The organism is Cohnella candidum (genome assembly GCF_003713065.1).
Classification (GTDB): Bacteria; Bacillota; Bacilli; order Paenibacillales; family Paenibacillaceae; genus Cohnella; species Cohnella candidum.
In genome coordinates, this window is record NZ_CP033433.1 from 2,387,028 (window position 1) to 2,401,507 (window position 14,480).

A 14,480-nucleotide genomic window follows, 5' to 3' on the forward strand; every position below is an offset into this window, starting at 1 on the left:
CGTCATAGCGGTCAGCGGGCGTGCAGTTCCTGTTTCTCGGCCAGCATATGCACGGCCAAAATGAACATCGCGTGGGACCAGGTCAGCGGCACGACCCAAGCCGTTCCGCCGGTTTCCTTGTCCACCTGTTCGGGCAGAAGGCCGGACTCCGTGACGTGGTCGAGCGCGTAGTCGAGCAGCTTTCTCGCCTCGTCGTACCGCCCTTGCAGCGTCCGGAAATGGCCGAGCCACAGCGTGGTCAGAATCCAAGGGTTGCCTCCGATGTAGGAGTCGTCCTCGTATCGCCGGATGCCTCCGACCGGATGGGAAGTGAGCAGCTTTTCCACGGCGTCTGCCGTATGGGCCATCCGGGATTCACCGGCCGGCACCATGCCGAACGGAACGCTGAGGCCCAGCAGGCTCACGTCGACGATCGGATCGAATTCCAACACGTGGCGGACGTAAGCTTTATCCCGCGGCAGGACTTCACCCTTCTCCCCGCGCGCAATCGCCGTATCATAGGCTTCCTTGGAAACCGTAATTTTGCGTCCGCGGTAGTAGGAGGATTTGGCCTCGTTCCAGCTGCCGTCTTCGACCGACTTGGCGATGCCGCGCGCGGCCTCATCCCAAGCCTGGGCCAGGTCATCGCGCCCTTGCCGCCGGGCGAAGGACGCCGCCGCGGTCAGGCCGCCGTATACCGCCGCGGCGGAATACGTGTGCTCCGCTTCGCGCTCTTCCCACAAATCGCGGCTCGGAAGCGGCAGCCCCGTCTCCGGATCGATGAAGCCGGCCAAATACGCCGCCCCCTTCTCTACCGCGGGCCACATGCGGGCCAGGAAAGCCTCGTCTTCGCCCGAATGGACGAAATACTCCCACATGCCCCATAGCAGCGAAGCGCCTTCGTCGATTTGCAGCCCCCAGCTCGGAGCCAGACGTCCGTCGTGATAGTGGCGCTGCTGCCAAGAGCCGTCCGGCTCCTGGGCCGAAACCGCCCAGTCGTAAAATTTCTCGGACAACGATCCGAGCCCGGCCGCGTTGAACGCGGTCGTGACGAAAGCCGCGTCGCGGCCCCAACTATACCCGTAGCCCCCGCAACGGGTAAAGTATTCGTCGAACTCGGGTGCGGCCACGATTGTACCCGTCTTCTCGTCGGCCATCAGCTTCATGGCCAGCAAAGAACGTTCGTAGAGTGTCCGGATTTCCTCGCCGCCTCCCGGACAAGGAGCGGCGTTCGCAAGGAAACGGTCCCAATAGGCGAGCGTGTCCGCGAGCCATTCGGCCGCTGGGATGCTCTTCGCTTCCGCGAGAGCATCCAGCGCTTCTCCGCGAGACATGCCCGCCGCGTAATAAATCGGCAGTTCCACCGTGGTTCCGGGCGTTAGCGTGCCCAGATCCCATTCCAGGACGCCGTCGGATTGCATGTCGATCGTATTGCCGTTCGTTTCTCCCCGAAGCGCGGCATGGCGGGCTCCGCCGCCGGCTTGATAGCCCGCGCACTCGGATGAGCTTCCTACCGCGAATGCATATTCATGGCGGAAATGAAGCAGCGCGTCGTGTTCCCCCCGGAACTCCGTCGTCGCGAAAAGCTCATTGTCCGCTATGCGGAAAGATCCGTAATGCACGAAAGATACGCGCCCCGGCCCTTCTCCCCGATAGGTCAGCCGGTATAACCGAACGAAAATCGGCTTGCCCGGCACCGCGAAGTCCGTCTGCTCGACCGTAACCGGCGCATCCGGATGGGAGGCGGTTACGCGATAAGCGTTGCTTCGCGGGACGTATCCCGCGTCGTGGCTCCATCCGTCCCCGGCGTCGTCGAACCAGGATACGCCCCCCGGCGCCCCGTCCCACTTCAGTCCCGTACGGATTTCGTCCACATGCTGCGGAATGTCGATGTGCGGCCACCACAGCCGATACAATCTCCCGGTTCTTCCGAGGGAAACCAGCATCTCGGAATTGCCCGCGATCGCGTCGATCAGATAGGGCTTCTTGCTCAAGTGCTCTTGCAGTTTCGCTTCGCTGTTCATGCAGCATCTCCTTATAAAGCCCGGAAACGCCGGACGATTCTCCCGGGCGGGTTAGTCATAGTCAAAAACCCGAAACGGCGGTGCCGGTCCGCGATGGCCGCAGGCCGGGACATCCGTTCCCCCCCTTGGGTCCGTGAATCGTCCTACAACCATTTTACCTGAACTTGTTTGTTGCGCAACCGGGGTGCTATAATTTTCTAAATCTTCGGAGGGGGCATGAATCCCATGGACGTACGGCCATCGCAAGACGAATACGGCGGGCATTTCGGCAATTACATCCGCCTGGTACCCGAGGGGAATCTGATCGACATTCTGGCAGCCCAAGAAAGCCAAACCTTCTCGCTGATCTCCTCGTTGGATGAGAGCCAAGGAGACCACCGGTACGCGGAAGGAAAATGGTCGCTGAAAGAAGTGATCGGCCACATCCCCGATACGGAGCGCGTCATGAGCTACCGCCTGCTCCGCATATCCAGAGGAGACGAAACGCCGCTTCCCGGTTTCGACCAGGATTTGTTCATCCAAAACGCTCCTTTCGGCGGTTGGAGCTTCAGCCAGCTCGCCGAAGAGTACCGCGCGGTTCGCCAAGCGACGCTTTCGCTGTTGAGGGGCCTGACGGAGGACGCTTGGAACCGCCGCGGAACGGCCAGCAACGTCGGGATGACCGTCCGGGCGCTGGCGAACGTCATCGCGGGACATGAGCTTCACCACGTGGGCATCATCCGGGACAAATATTTGTAGAATGTGAAAGGGACGGACTCGCGATCGGCGAGTTCCGTCCCTTCTTCTATCCCGGGAAGCATGTCCGTCCGTTCCCTCTCATATCTTCTTAGGAAGAGCGGACAAGACGAGGGGGATTCGACGGGCGTGAGTGGTTGGTGGAAAAGCTTGCAGGTCGGATTTACGTTTATCGGGACCGTCGTGGGCGCCGGGTTCGCTTCCGGAAAAGAGGTCATGCAGTTTTTCACCCGTTTCGGACAGTGGAGTCCTTTGCTCATTTTGTGCGCCACTTTGTTTTTCGTATGGATCGGTTCGAAAATCATGCTCCTCGCGGCGGAGATGAAGGCGGCTTCCTACGAGGACTTGAACAAGCATCTGTTCGGGGACAAAATCGGCCGCGGCGTCAGCCTTGTCATGCTGTTCGTGCTTCTCGCGGTGAATGCCGTCATGCTTGCGGGCGCAGGTTCGATTTTCTCCGAGCATCTCAATCTGAGCTACCAAAGCGGACTGCTTATCACGATGTTCGCCTGTTTCGTGCTGCTTCGCAAAGGGATATCCGCCATCATGACGATCAACACGCTTGTCGTTCCGATCATGATCCTGTTCACGGCCATCCTCGTGTTCGATACGCTCGGCAGCCCCGGTCACGGCAGGTGGATGTCGTTCGAAACCGATGCTTCTTTGTGGGCCGCCGGCTTGTCTCCGTTCCTATATGCGGCGTTTAACCTTTCGATGGCGCAGGCTGTGCTGGTTCCGCTCGGTTCCTCCATCGGCGATCCCCGCGTCTTGCGGCGCGGGGCTTGGCTGGGCGGCATCGGGATCGGCCTGCTGCTGTTCGCCGGCCACGTGACTTTAGCGGCTCGGATGCCGGGCGTCGAACGCTTCGATATCCCCATGGCGGGTATCGCCCGGGAATTCGGTGCTTGGATCCATTGGATCTACGTGCTGCTTATTTTTTCGGAAATTTTCACGACGCTGGTGGCCGATATATTCGGGCTGACCGTTCAGCTGCAAGAGAGGATGCGCATCCCCCGAAGCATCCTGACCGCCGGATTGCTGATCGTATGCTTCGGCGTGGGCCAATTCGGCTTCGGGCCTCTGTTGTCCACGCTGTATCCATTGTTCGGCATGCTCAGTCTGGGCTGGCTGTTCCTGATGGGCCGTGACCGGGCACTCGGGAACGGGAGTCCTCCCGCTGCGCCCCCCACTCCATGATCCTCGCGGAAGGCAATCCTTGCCGCACGGCATCCGCCACATGGCGATGGCACGTAAAAAGGATGACCTGACGGTCAGACGCGATCTCCTCCAGCACCGATACGGTCTGCCGGAGGCGCCGTTCGTCGAAATGCACGAACAGGTCGTCCAGCAGCAACGGAAGCGGCACCTCCCGCGAGGCGGCTCCGGCCAGCGCGAAGCGCATGGCCAAATAGAGCTGCTCCTGGGTCCCCCGACTGAGAAAGGCACTGTCCGTTACGCGCCGGTCCGGCGTTTCCACGCGGATGGCGGGCGTATCGCCGGGAACCGTGATCCGCGCGTATGCGCCCTCCGTCATCCGCGAGAAATACCGGGACGCGAGCCTCAGCACCTCGGGCTGGCGTTCTTCTTCGAAAACCGCTTTCGTATCCTGCAGCAGTCTGTCGGCGAGCGTCAGAACCGCATAACGTTCGGCCAGGCGCTCGAGCTTGCCTTCCGCTTCCGCCAGCTTGGCGAGCCGATCCTCCGACTCCGCTTCTTCACGAAGGCGTTCCAGCTCCTGCGCCAAGCGTCCCCTGCGATCAAGGAGCTCCGTGCGGGAAGCCTCCGCGGCCTTCCACTTCTCTTCCGCGTCACGGACCATCCATGCCAGAGCCGCCTCGTCGTGTTCGACGAGCAGGCGCTGAAGTTCAGATACCGCGGCGGGATCTTTCCCCGCTTCCATCCGCAGCTCGACCTCTCTTCGCTCTCGCGACAACACCCTCCGGCTTTCGTCGATACGGAGCCTGCGCTCGTATTCCTCCTCGTCCGCTGCGCCTGAGCGCGCGACCGTTGAAGTTGTCGCCGCTTCGGCCACTAACAGGGCCGCGCGGGCATCCGCCAGTTCCGGTTCGGCCGACGCGATCGTCCGGTCCAGGCGTGCCGCTTCATCCCGCACGGACCGTTCTTCCAATGAGCGTCGGTAAAGCCAACTGACGGAGAGTACGGGGTCGGCTTCCATTGAGGCGGGAGGAGGGCATACCTCGAATAACGCCACAGCCGCCTCCCGGAACGCCGCCTGCGCTTCGTCCAGCGCGGTTAGCCGTTCCTCCGTCCTGTCCCTCCGGAGAAGAGAGGCCTGTCCTTGCTCGGCCATTCCGAGCAGCTCCTGCAGATCATCCGGCGACAGGGATAGGGGAAGCCCATACCTGCGAAGCCATTCCATCCATTCGGCTTGCAGCTCATCCAGACGGGCAGCAGCTCGCCGCGTCTCTGCATGCAGCGCTTCAAACTCGCGGTCCAGCTCGGAGAGCCGGCGCCTCCACTCTTCCTGCCGGGCCGATTCCCTGTCGGTTCTTTCTATAAGCGCCAGCCAATTCTGAACGGACTGCCTTAGCTGCATCCATGCTCTCTCGGAGGATTCACCGATCCCCGCCTCCGTTCGGCTGTCGAACAGAACTCCGGCCGCTTTGCCGGGATCGACCAGAAGCTCAGCCAGCCGTTGTTCGGCACGCCTGCGGTATTCTCCCGCCTGTTCTGCGGGATAGGAAGGGCTTGCTGCTCCGCGTTTGCCTGCAAGTGCAGTGAAGAAAGCCGCGGCCGCGAACAGGGCCGCTCCGACCCATTCCACCGCGGCAACGGTAGAGGATTCAGAGCCCTGAACCACTGCGAACACCAACGCAAGCGCAACGATGCCCGAAGCGGCGGAAGCGGCGTACCTCGGCAGTCCACCGGTACCGGCGGAGCCGCCGGCCCGTCCTCCGCCACCCGACGCCCGTGTCCCCCGCTTCCTCGAAACGAGGATTTCTTCCTGCGTAGGCGCGCCAGAGAGCAGGGCGCGGTCCCATCGGCGCATTTCATCCTCCAGCGCGTTCCATGCGTGCTGGAGCGTCTCGCGATTGCGGGAACGGAACGGCCCGAACGGCAAGTCATACTCCGAGGCTCCTTCGTCCGACCGCAGCGCCGTTGGATTCCTGCCGGCCGTGGCCGCGTCCATCTCTGCCCGAACGGCGATGCGCTGACGCTCAATCCGCCCGGCTTCGGTTTCCATTCGCTCCATCGTCCGATTCGCGTCGCCCCACGCTAGCTGAAGGCGTCGCAAAGGCTCTCTTTCTGCTGTCACCCGGACGAATGCCCGCAAGCCGTCAAGCGGCATGCCGGGAGAAAGCCGCTGACGCAGCGTATCCAGCGCGTCCTCCAGCATGCGGAGCTCCGACGAAAGAGAATCCCTTTCCTCCAACCGGGCGGCCGTTGCTTCTCGCATGGCTTCCAGTCTCTCCAGTTCCAGCGCTCGGTCAAGCAAGTCGGCATCCCATCGCAGGGATGCCCGTTCCTTACGGAGCTCACGCATGGATGCCTCCGCCTTAGCAAGCCGTTCCGCCGCGGCGTCCCGGCGGCGAAGCAACTCGCGCCATTCCGCAGTTGCTTCCTCCGACAGCGGCGGCGCGGACGGATCCGGCAGGCGCAGCGCCAGTTCCCTCTCTTCCTCCAGCAGCACTTGCCTACGGAGCCACAGTTCCCTGGCATCCAAGGCACCGCGATAGCCGGCGGCTTTCCGCGCTAATTCGGGCAGTTCCGCTTCCAGCGCCGACAGCCCTGCGTTCGCTTGCTCCATCGACTCGACCGCTTCCCGATACTGCGCCACCTGGCTGCGCCCTTGCCGGATCGCCGCTTCCGTCTCCTTGATCGAGGCGAGCAGGCGATTCATTTCCGGGACCGTTCCTTTCGGGCGGTACAGCTTGTCCACCTCGGAGGCGAGCCTGCGCCTGACTTCCGCCAGCGACGCTCCCCCGGCCAATCCCGCGTGGTAAAGGAAGCTGCCGATCTCGTCACCCTGCAGCGTCAACAACTCGTGCAGCTCGTCGAGCGAGACGGCGAACAACTGGCGGAACAGCCGCTCGGACACTCCGCCGAGCGCGCGGCGTTCCCATTCCTGCTGCGTCCAAGGCAGCTCCAATCCGTTGCCGTCTCGAACGAGGATTCCGCCCGCGCTTTTGCGGCCGCTGCCGCCGCTGCCGTCGGCGTAACGTTCGATCGCCAGCTCTCTGCCGTCACGGGCGAGAAGCGACAAACCGCCGCCATGCCTCCCGCCGAACACGGGCTCTCCCCGTTCCACCGGGTCCTTCCTCGTCGGAATCCCGTACAGCATGGCGCGGATGAAGCGAAGCAGCGAACTTTTGCCGGCTTCATTCGGCCCGTACACGACGGTAACCGCCGCCTCCAGAGACACGGACATGTCGCGCAGCGGCCCGTAACCGTCCACTCTCAGCTCTCTTATGTACACGTTCCGTTCCTCCTCCGGAAAGGGAAAGGTATACCTACCCCGTCAGCCCGCATCCTCATCCTGCAGCATCGCAACAACCGTTTCCGTTGCCCGGCGGATGAGCCCGGCTACTTCCTCGTCCGTACGTGAAGTAAGCCACTCGCGCAATTTAGGCTGCTGCCTCAGCGTCTCCAGGGCTTCTTCCGCGAACGTCCGGCCGGCCATGGGGTCTTCCGCTGCCTGCAGCCCGCGCCGGACGAGTTCCCCGAGGAAACCGTCCTCTTCCCCGATCGCCGCCAAGTCGGCCTCCCGCGAGGTGCGTACGACCAGAGATTCCGGCCAAACCCAATCGTCCCTCTCATCCGGAGATCCAAGCCACTCGCGCAGCTCCTCAAGCCATTCTTCGGCCAACGAATCCCGAAGCAACTGACGGTGCAAAGCTCCGCTTCCCACCAGCTTCGCGCGCAGGATGACGGGCCGTCCCGCCGCGCCCGCGCGAGCCTCTTCCGCGGCTCGGAGAAGGCGTTCCTTCAGCTGCTGCTCCCTCTCCAATCCTTCGATGGAAACCGAGACTTCCCGCCACAGCACCTCAGCCGTATCGCGGAAATCCATCCGGATCTCTCCCGTATCCGAGACGCGGACGACATAAGCGCCCTTGGGCCCCGTCTCGCGGATGTTCCGACCTTGGATGTTACCCGGATATACGACGTGCGGGTATTCGTGCAGCACGCGCCGATCGTGGACGTGTCCAAGCGCCCAATAGTCGAAGCCGGCGCCGACCAATTCCGCGAGCCGGCACGGCGCGTAATTGTCATGGCCGGGATCGCCGTCCACGTTCGCGTGGAGCAAAGCCAAATGAAAAGGCGCACCCTCTCGCTTTGCGAAACGGAGCGCCAAATTGTCGGTGACCGCGGCCGTCGGATAAGAGATCCCGTAGACGTGCGCGGCGAGCGTACCGTCCCTGCGGCGGGCTTCCGCGCATTCTACGGTCCCCGAGCCGAACACGCGGATGCCGGCCGGCCAGTCCAAACGGGCTTGCCGGCCGCTCTCCGGATCGTGGTTGCCGTGCACGGCGAACACGCCGATTCCCTCATCCGCCAGCTCCGTCAACATACGTTGAAGACGCAGCTGCGCCCGGAGCGATCGGTCCGCCATGTCATACAGGTCGCCGGCCAGCACGACGAAGTCCGCCCCTTCGAGGACCGCCGTATCCACAAGGCGGCGAAACGACCCGAACGTCGACTCGCGAAGGCTTTCCCGCACCGCGTCCGGCACTTTGCCGAGCCCTTTGAACGGGCTGTCCAGATGGAGATCGGCGGCATGAACAAACGTAAACGGTACTCCCATTGTCTTCTTCTCCCGGATCAGTCAGAATCGGCGGCGGATTCGGCTTCCGCGGAATCCCGTTGCCCGCCGTACCCGACGTAAATGCTCTTCAGCTCCCCGATGACCCGGTTGAGCGAGTAGCTCTTTTTCGCCTTGTTCCACGCGGCGCGGGCCATCTCGTAACGGAAATGCGGATCGGAGATCACCGTATCCAAGGCGTCGGCGAGCGCGGCCGGATTTTCCGACGGCACGAGCAACCCGTTCGCGCCGTTATCGATCTGCTCCGCGATCCCCCCGACGTCCGTTCCGACAAGAGCGAGTAGACAGAGCGCGGCTTCCGCGAATACGGAACCGAACGCTTCCGCGCGGGATGGCAGCACGAAAACGTCGAAGAAAGGCATGAGTTCTTCGGGATGGAGCATGTACCCGTAAAAAATCGTGTCGTCGTAAATGCCAAGCCGCTTGGCCATGCTTTCCAACTCTTCGCGGATCGGACCGTCGCCGATGATATGAAGCACGAACGGCTTGTTTCTCTTTCGGAGCTCCGCGCAAGCCTCCAGCAGAATGTCCAGGCCTTTGGCAGGGACGAGCCGGCACACGGTGACCAATTGCGCGACCGCGTTATCGTGGGAAATCGGCTTGAACCTTTTTTCGTCGTAGCCGTTGGGAATGACCCGGATCGCCGCCGGATTGCGCATGTACTGCCCCATATAGTTCGCAAACGACTGCGACACAGTGGTCAGCAAACCGGCATGCCTTTCCAGCTCGCCGTAGATCGACGTGAGGAACCGATGCTCCGGTCCGTCGGTCGCGATGCGGCCGTTCAAGATCAATTCCCGCTCGAAACTCGAGTGAACGGTCATGATCACGGGCGTATCGGGAAATACGCGCTTCATCGCCATTGCGGCGATCGGATGGTGGGCGTGGATGAGGTCGAACTTCTGGCCCGAAAGCCGGAGCTTCGTCCACCAAATATAATCTTTATAAGTTTGCAAATATTTGTCGACGATCGCGTTGCCGGCGTAAGGCCGCCAATCGAACGTATCGAACTCGACGTCTTCGCGTCCTTTGTTACGGATGCGCTTCGGAAGGGAAAACAGCTCCATTTCCCACCCGATTTTACGGAACCGCTCTCTAATATAGGGAACCATGGACGAGACGCCCCCCGGCTGTTCCGGCGGGAAAAACAGCGCCTGCAGGATGTTCATGGGCGATTCCTCCTCGGTATGCCGACCTTCTCGGTCTATGGAAAATATGATATATTAGAACATATGTTTCTGTAAAGAAAGCTTCATTTTCCGGCCAAAAGGAGCCCTTATGCCTTCTATCGACGTTTCCGCGAACAACCCGGGACTTCTGTTTTCCTCCTCGATCTCGGTCGTCGTGCTCGGCTTGATGCTGTTCATGGCGTTCCGCCTGCATGCCGGCAACCGAAGGGCTGCCTATCGTAATCTCCTCGTTTCGCTTGGTTTCATCCTTATCCATCACGCGCTTCAGCTGGCCTTGTCGGTCGGCTGGCTTCCCCAAGCGGCCGGATTCGGCTTCGCCGGCAAGCTGCTCCAGGTTTTCGCGTTCATCGTCATGAACTTCGCGATATTCGAGCTGTACTTTCGCCGGCGTTCCCGTACGCGAATGTGGTTCATCGGATTGCTGGTTCTCGGCGCCTTTATCGGTGCCGGCGATCTGATTCCCGGTCCCGGCGTCCCGAATGCCGGCTCGGATTGGGGAGCCCGCTTGGCGCACACGCCCGTCCTCGACGGCTATTTCCTCTTGCTGCCTCTGCTGTTCGGCCTCATGATCGGGCCCCATATCGGGCAGCGTCGTAAATACGGCGCGGGACTTGCCGCCGCTTTCTTCGCCCAGCTTTGCGCCGTCATCGCTCAGTATGGGCCGGCCGACGCAGCCGAATTCGGCAATCTTGCGGAGCTGCTGCGCGTCGTCTATTACGTCTTGCTCTTCACGCTGCTGTTCGAGCGGGTCGTCGAGCTCATGATGACCGCTTACCGCTCTTCCATTACGGACGGACTGACGAATCTGTACAACCGCCGGTATTTCATGGGCCAGTTGGAAAGGGCTCTGAGGTCTGGCAAGCCTGTGGGCGCGATTTTCTGCGACATCGACAATTTCAAAAGGCTGAACGATACGCATGGCCATCACAAGGCTGACGGCGTGCTCAAACAGGTCGCTGCCCTGATCGCGGAAGAAACCGAAGGTATAGGCGTCGCGGGCCGATACGGCGGCGAGGAGCTCGTCGCGTTCGTGGTGGGTCCCGCGCTCGCCGCGGCACAGGCGGCCGAATCGATCCGTTCTCGCACGGAGAAGGAAAGCATCGTGACGCTGAGCGTCGGACTGCGCGTCGCCGTCCCGGGTGAAGGCATCACCGCTGAAGAACTGCTTAAGCAAGCCGATCAGGCGATGTACTTCAGCAAGACGAGCGGAAAAAACCGCGTGACGGATTACGCCGGCATGCCGCAGACGGATAGGGCGCCCGCCGCGATGAAACGCTAGCAAGAGCAGCCAGGAAGGAGAAACACCGCATGACCGATTTGAAACTCGACTTGCCGCCTGCGTTCATTAGGAGCGTCTCGCGCCTGCTGGACGGGGAAACCGAGCGTTTTTTACATAGTTATGAAGAACCGAGAAGTTACGGGTTGCGCATCAACCGATTGAAGGTGGCCGAGGGTCACCCCATGGAAGCGAAACTCGTTTCCCAGTTCGGACTTCAGCCCGTTCCCTGGTGTCCGGACGGATATAGGTACGAGGAAGCCACGCGTCCCGGCCGCCATGTGTACCATGCGGCTGGGCTTTATTACATCCAGGAGCCGTCCGCGATGATCGCGGCGGAATTGCTGGATCCCCAGCCGGGAGAGACGGTGCTCGACCTCGCGGCCGCTCCAGGCGGGAAAACGACGCAACTCGCCGCTTTGATGCGCGGAAAAGGCTTGCTCGTGGCCAATGAAATCCATCCCGCAAGGGCGAAAATATTATCCGAAAACGTGGAAAGGCTCGGCATTACGAACGCCGTCGTCACGCAGGCTTCCCCGCAGGAGTTATCCGCGCGTTTTCCGGAAGCGTTCGACCGTGTGCTGCTGGATGCCCCTTGCTCGGGAGAGGGCATGTTCCGCAAAGATCCGGACGCCGTCCGGGAATGGTCGCCGGAGGCGGTGGAAGCCTGCGCGGCTCGCCAGCGGGACATCCTTCCGCACGCCGCTTCCATGGTGAAACCCGGCGGCAAGCTGCTGTACTCGACCTGCACGTTCAACACGCTCGAAAACGAGGAGACGATCGCCGACTTCCTGTCCCGATTCCCCGAGTTCCGCCTGCACCGCGAGGAGCGGATGTGGCCGCATCTCGGACAAGGCGAAGGGCACTACGCCGCGCTGCTGATCAAAGACGGCGGCGGCGCGTCTCAGACACCGCATTCGGAGCCGGGAAGGCGAGGGTCATCCCCTCCCCGCAAAACCAAAGGAGGCAAAACCCCGGAATCCTCCTCCTTCCCATCCTATGTCGCATTCGCGGAAGAATCGCTGCCGGGATTCACGCTGCCGGCCTACGGACAGCCGCTCGTTTTCGGTGACGCCCTATACTGGCTGCCGGTACCGCCCGGCTCTCCGATCACGCCCGACTCGCTGCGGGGCTTGAAGGTTCCGCGGCCGGGCCTGCATCTCGGGGATCTGCGCACCGGCGGGCGGTTCGAGCCGAACCATGCGCTGGCGATCGCGGTTCCCGTATATGCCGCACGCCTCTCCGAGGATTTCGCCGCCGATTCCCCGGAAGCGGCCGCTTATTGGCACGGCGAGACGCTCCCGGCTCCTCAAGGAGCCAAAGGATGGGGATTGGCGGCCGTCGACGGCTTCCCGCTCGGATGGGTCAAAGCCAGCGACGGGCAATATAAAAACCGCCTCCCCAAAGGGCTGCGGTCGTTATATGTTAACTAAAAGTAACGTTGGAACGGCTGAGTCACTCTCTTCTGGCTCTGTAACGTTAAAAAGTAACGCTGGAACGGCTGAGTCACTCTCTTCTAGCTATGTAACGTTAGAAAGTAACGTTGGAACGGCAGAATCATTTTCTTTCGGCTCTGTAACGTTAGATAGTAACGTTGGAACGGCTGAGTCAGAAGGAATTGTACAAGAAAGTTACATAACTCCGCGAAAAAACAAGACCGGCTGAACGCAGCCGGTCTTCTCTTATGCTTCAGATGAGTCCGAGCCGCTCCAAAGCGACCGCGACTCCGTCTTCGTTATTGGACAGCGTGACCGAGTCCGCTTCCGCCTTCACTTCGGCAGGGGAATTGTCCATGGCCACTCCGTGCCCCGCGAATGAGATCATGCCGATATCGTTGTAATAATTGCCGATCGCCAGCACCTGCTCGCGCGGAATTCCGCGGATGCCGGCCAGCTTCTCCAGCGATTTGCCTTTGGTCGCGTGCGGATGCTGCACGTCGATGAAGTTGTCCCCGCTGCGGATGTAATGGAGTTCGTGCGTCCATTGCTGCCACTCGTTTTCGACGGTATCGAGAACTTCCTTCGGCGCGTAAATCGACAGCTTCACCGTATGCTCCGGCATGCCTTCAACGGCATCGCGCAAAATCGGACGGGCAAACATGCTCCCGTACATTTCCGCGACGTGGTCTTCCAGCCGGTTCACGAACAGGTCGAAGGAAGTGTTCATGTCAAAATGGATGTCTTCCCGTCGCAAATAAGCGATGTACCGTTCCGCGAGCTCGGGGGTAATCCCGGTCTCGAACAGCACGGTCCGCGAGGCGCTGTCCACGATGGAAGCCCCGTTATGCGTGATCATGGTACCTTCAAGTCCGAGTTCCTTCAACACGGGCAAGGCGCTCGTGGAACCCCTGCCGGTGCAGAGCACGATTTCCGCGCCATTGCGAGAAGCCGCGCGAACGGCTTCCTTCACCCGGGGCGTCACTTCGTGCGCGTCGTTCAACAGCGTGCCATCTACATCCAAAGCGATCAAACGGTAAGTCAATTCGGCTCCTCCTTACGGTACTGCCTCAAGCTGTCGATTTCCGACTCCGTCAATTCCCGCGATTCCCCCGGGGCCAGCGAGGGATCGAGTTCCAATGGACCCATCGAGACCCGGCGCAAGTAAAGCACCTGCTGTCCGACCGATTCGAACATGCGCTTCACTTGGTGGAACTTGCCCTCGTGGATCGTGAGCTCGATCCAGCTCACCGCGTTTGATTCTGCGTCGCGCAGACGTCCCCGCGCCATTCTCGCTACCGGCTCGGCCATCTCCGGATGAGACGGCGCTTCCTCCGGCGCCGAGACCGCCAATACGCGCAACTGCGCCGGCATCGTTACGTATCCGTCGTCCAGCTCGACTCCCCGGCGGAAAGCTTCCGCTTCCGTCTCTCCCACCTCGCCGGTGACGATGGCGCGATAGGTTTTCGGCACGTGTTTGCGCGGAGACAGCAAATCATGCGAAAGTTTGCCGTCGTTCGTGAGCAGCAGCAAACCTTCCGTATCCTTGTCCAATCGGCCCACGGGAAAAGGGGAGAAAACCGCGAGCTCCGGATCCAGCAAATCCAGCACGGTGCGGTCCCGAGAATCCTCGGTGGCGGACACGACGCCGGCCGGTTTATGCAGCAGTACATAGACGGTGTCGCGGTACCGCACGGTTTCCCCGTCTAAAACGACGATATCCCGCCCGGGATCCACCTGCATGCCCGGATCTTTGGCGCGCTCCCCGTTAACGGTGACGCCCCCTTGGCGAACCAGCGCTTTGATTCCGCTACGGGTGCCGTACCCCAGATTGCCCAACATTTTATCCAATCTCATCGTGTTTTTCATGGCAAGCCCATCCTTCCTCGCCTTTAAACCCAACGCCAGCCCGGAAGCCGTTCGTTCTTCAGGACCGCTCCGTCCCACCGGCCCCAGCCTGCCGGAAAACCGTCTACGCACACGAGAGCCCAACCTCTGCCTTCCAGCGGGTTCTTGTCTCCCTGCAGCCGACATCCGCGTGATGGAACGAAGGGACCC

Annotated in this window: 11 protein-coding genes; 4 read left to right on the forward strand and 7 right to left on the reverse strand. The window is 61.4% G+C overall.

Annotated elements, in window-relative coordinates; translation table 11 throughout:
• Window positions 1-11: 11 nt before the first annotated feature.
• Complete coding sequence (locus tag EAV92_RS11330; protein ID WP_123041186.1) at window positions 12-2,003, reverse strand: glycoside hydrolase family 15 protein; 1,992 nt, start codon at window positions 2,001-2,003, stop codon at window positions 12-14.
• A 225-nt stretch (window positions 2,004-2,228) separates the two neighbouring features.
• Between EAV92_RS11330 and EAV92_RS11335 the strand changes: the two genes are divergently transcribed.
• Both EAV92_RS11335 and EAV92_RS11340 read left to right on the forward strand, forming a co-directional pair.
• Window positions 2,229-2,741 (forward strand): DinB family protein, encoded by a 513-nt coding sequence (locus EAV92_RS11335; protein WP_123041187.1) that lies wholly within the window; start codon window positions 2,229-2,231, stop codon window positions 2,739-2,741.
• A 126-nt stretch (window positions 2,742-2,867) separates the two neighbouring features.
• Window positions 2,868-3,935 (forward strand): YkvI family membrane protein, encoded by a 1,068-nt coding sequence (locus tag EAV92_RS11340; RefSeq protein WP_123041188.1) that lies wholly within the window; start codon window positions 2,868-2,870, stop codon window positions 3,933-3,935.
• Here the strand turns inward: EAV92_RS11340 and EAV92_RS11345 are convergent.
• The 3 genes from EAV92_RS11345 to EAV92_RS11355 are packed head-to-tail and all read right to left on the reverse strand — an operon-like array spanning window position 3,853 to window position 9,689.
• Complete coding sequence (locus EAV92_RS11345; RefSeq protein WP_123041189.1) at window positions 3,853-7,176, reverse strand: AAA family ATPase; 3,324 nt, start codon at window positions 7,174-7,176, stop codon at window positions 3,853-3,855. The two genes, EAV92_RS11340 and EAV92_RS11345, sit on opposite strands and share 83 nt — an antisense overlap.
• Before the next feature lie 42 nt (window positions 7,177-7,218).
• Window positions 7,219-8,502 (reverse strand): metallophosphoesterase family protein, encoded by a 1,284-nt coding sequence (locus tag EAV92_RS11350; RefSeq protein WP_123041190.1) that lies wholly within the window; start codon window positions 8,500-8,502, stop codon window positions 7,219-7,221.
• Window positions 8,503-8,519: 17 nt separating this feature from the next.
• Entirely contained in the window at window positions 8,520-9,689 is a 1,170-nt protein-coding gene (locus EAV92_RS11355; RefSeq protein ID WP_123041191.1) for a glycosyltransferase family 4 protein, read from the reverse strand.
• Window positions 9,690-9,798: 109 nt separating this feature from the next.
• On the opposite strand from EAV92_RS11355, the gene EAV92_RS11360 reads away from it, so the two are divergent.
• A complete protein-coding gene (locus EAV92_RS11360; protein ID WP_123041192.1) occupies window positions 9,799-10,989 on the forward strand; it encodes a GGDEF domain-containing protein in 1,191 nt (396 codons plus the stop codon).
• Between the two features lie 29 nt (window positions 10,990-11,018).
• Window positions 11,019-12,419, forward strand: coding sequence for an RsmB/NOP family class I SAM-dependent RNA methyltransferase (locus tag EAV92_RS11365; protein ID WP_123041193.1), 1,401 nt, complete (start codon window positions 11,019-11,021; stop codon window positions 12,417-12,419).
• A 256-nt stretch (window positions 12,420-12,675) separates the two neighbouring features.
• Here EAV92_RS11365 and EAV92_RS11370 read toward each other — a convergent pair whose 3' ends face one another.
• From EAV92_RS11370 to EAV92_RS11380, 3 genes are read right to left on the reverse strand one after another with little or no spacing between them, the layout of a single operon-like run.
• Window positions 12,676-13,467 carry a Cof-type HAD-IIB family hydrolase gene (locus EAV92_RS11370; RefSeq protein WP_123041194.1) on the reverse strand — a complete coding sequence of 264 codons (792 nt, stop codon included), beginning with the start codon at window positions 13,465-13,467 and terminating at the stop codon, window positions 12,676-12,678.
• Complete coding sequence (locus tag EAV92_RS11375) at window positions 13,464-14,291, reverse strand: pseudouridine synthase (protein WP_123041195.1); 828 nt, start codon at window positions 14,289-14,291, stop codon at window positions 13,464-13,466. Before EAV92_RS11375 ends, EAV92_RS11370 begins: the two co-directional genes overlap by 4 nt.
• Before the next feature lie 23 nt (window positions 14,292-14,314).
• Window positions 14,315-14,449: a methyltransferase RsmF C-terminal domain-like protein gene (locus EAV92_RS11380; protein WP_123041196.1), complete on the reverse strand. Its 135-nt coding sequence runs from the start codon at window positions 14,447-14,449 to the stop codon at window positions 14,315-14,317.
• Window positions 14,450-14,480: the final 31 nt, after the last annotated feature.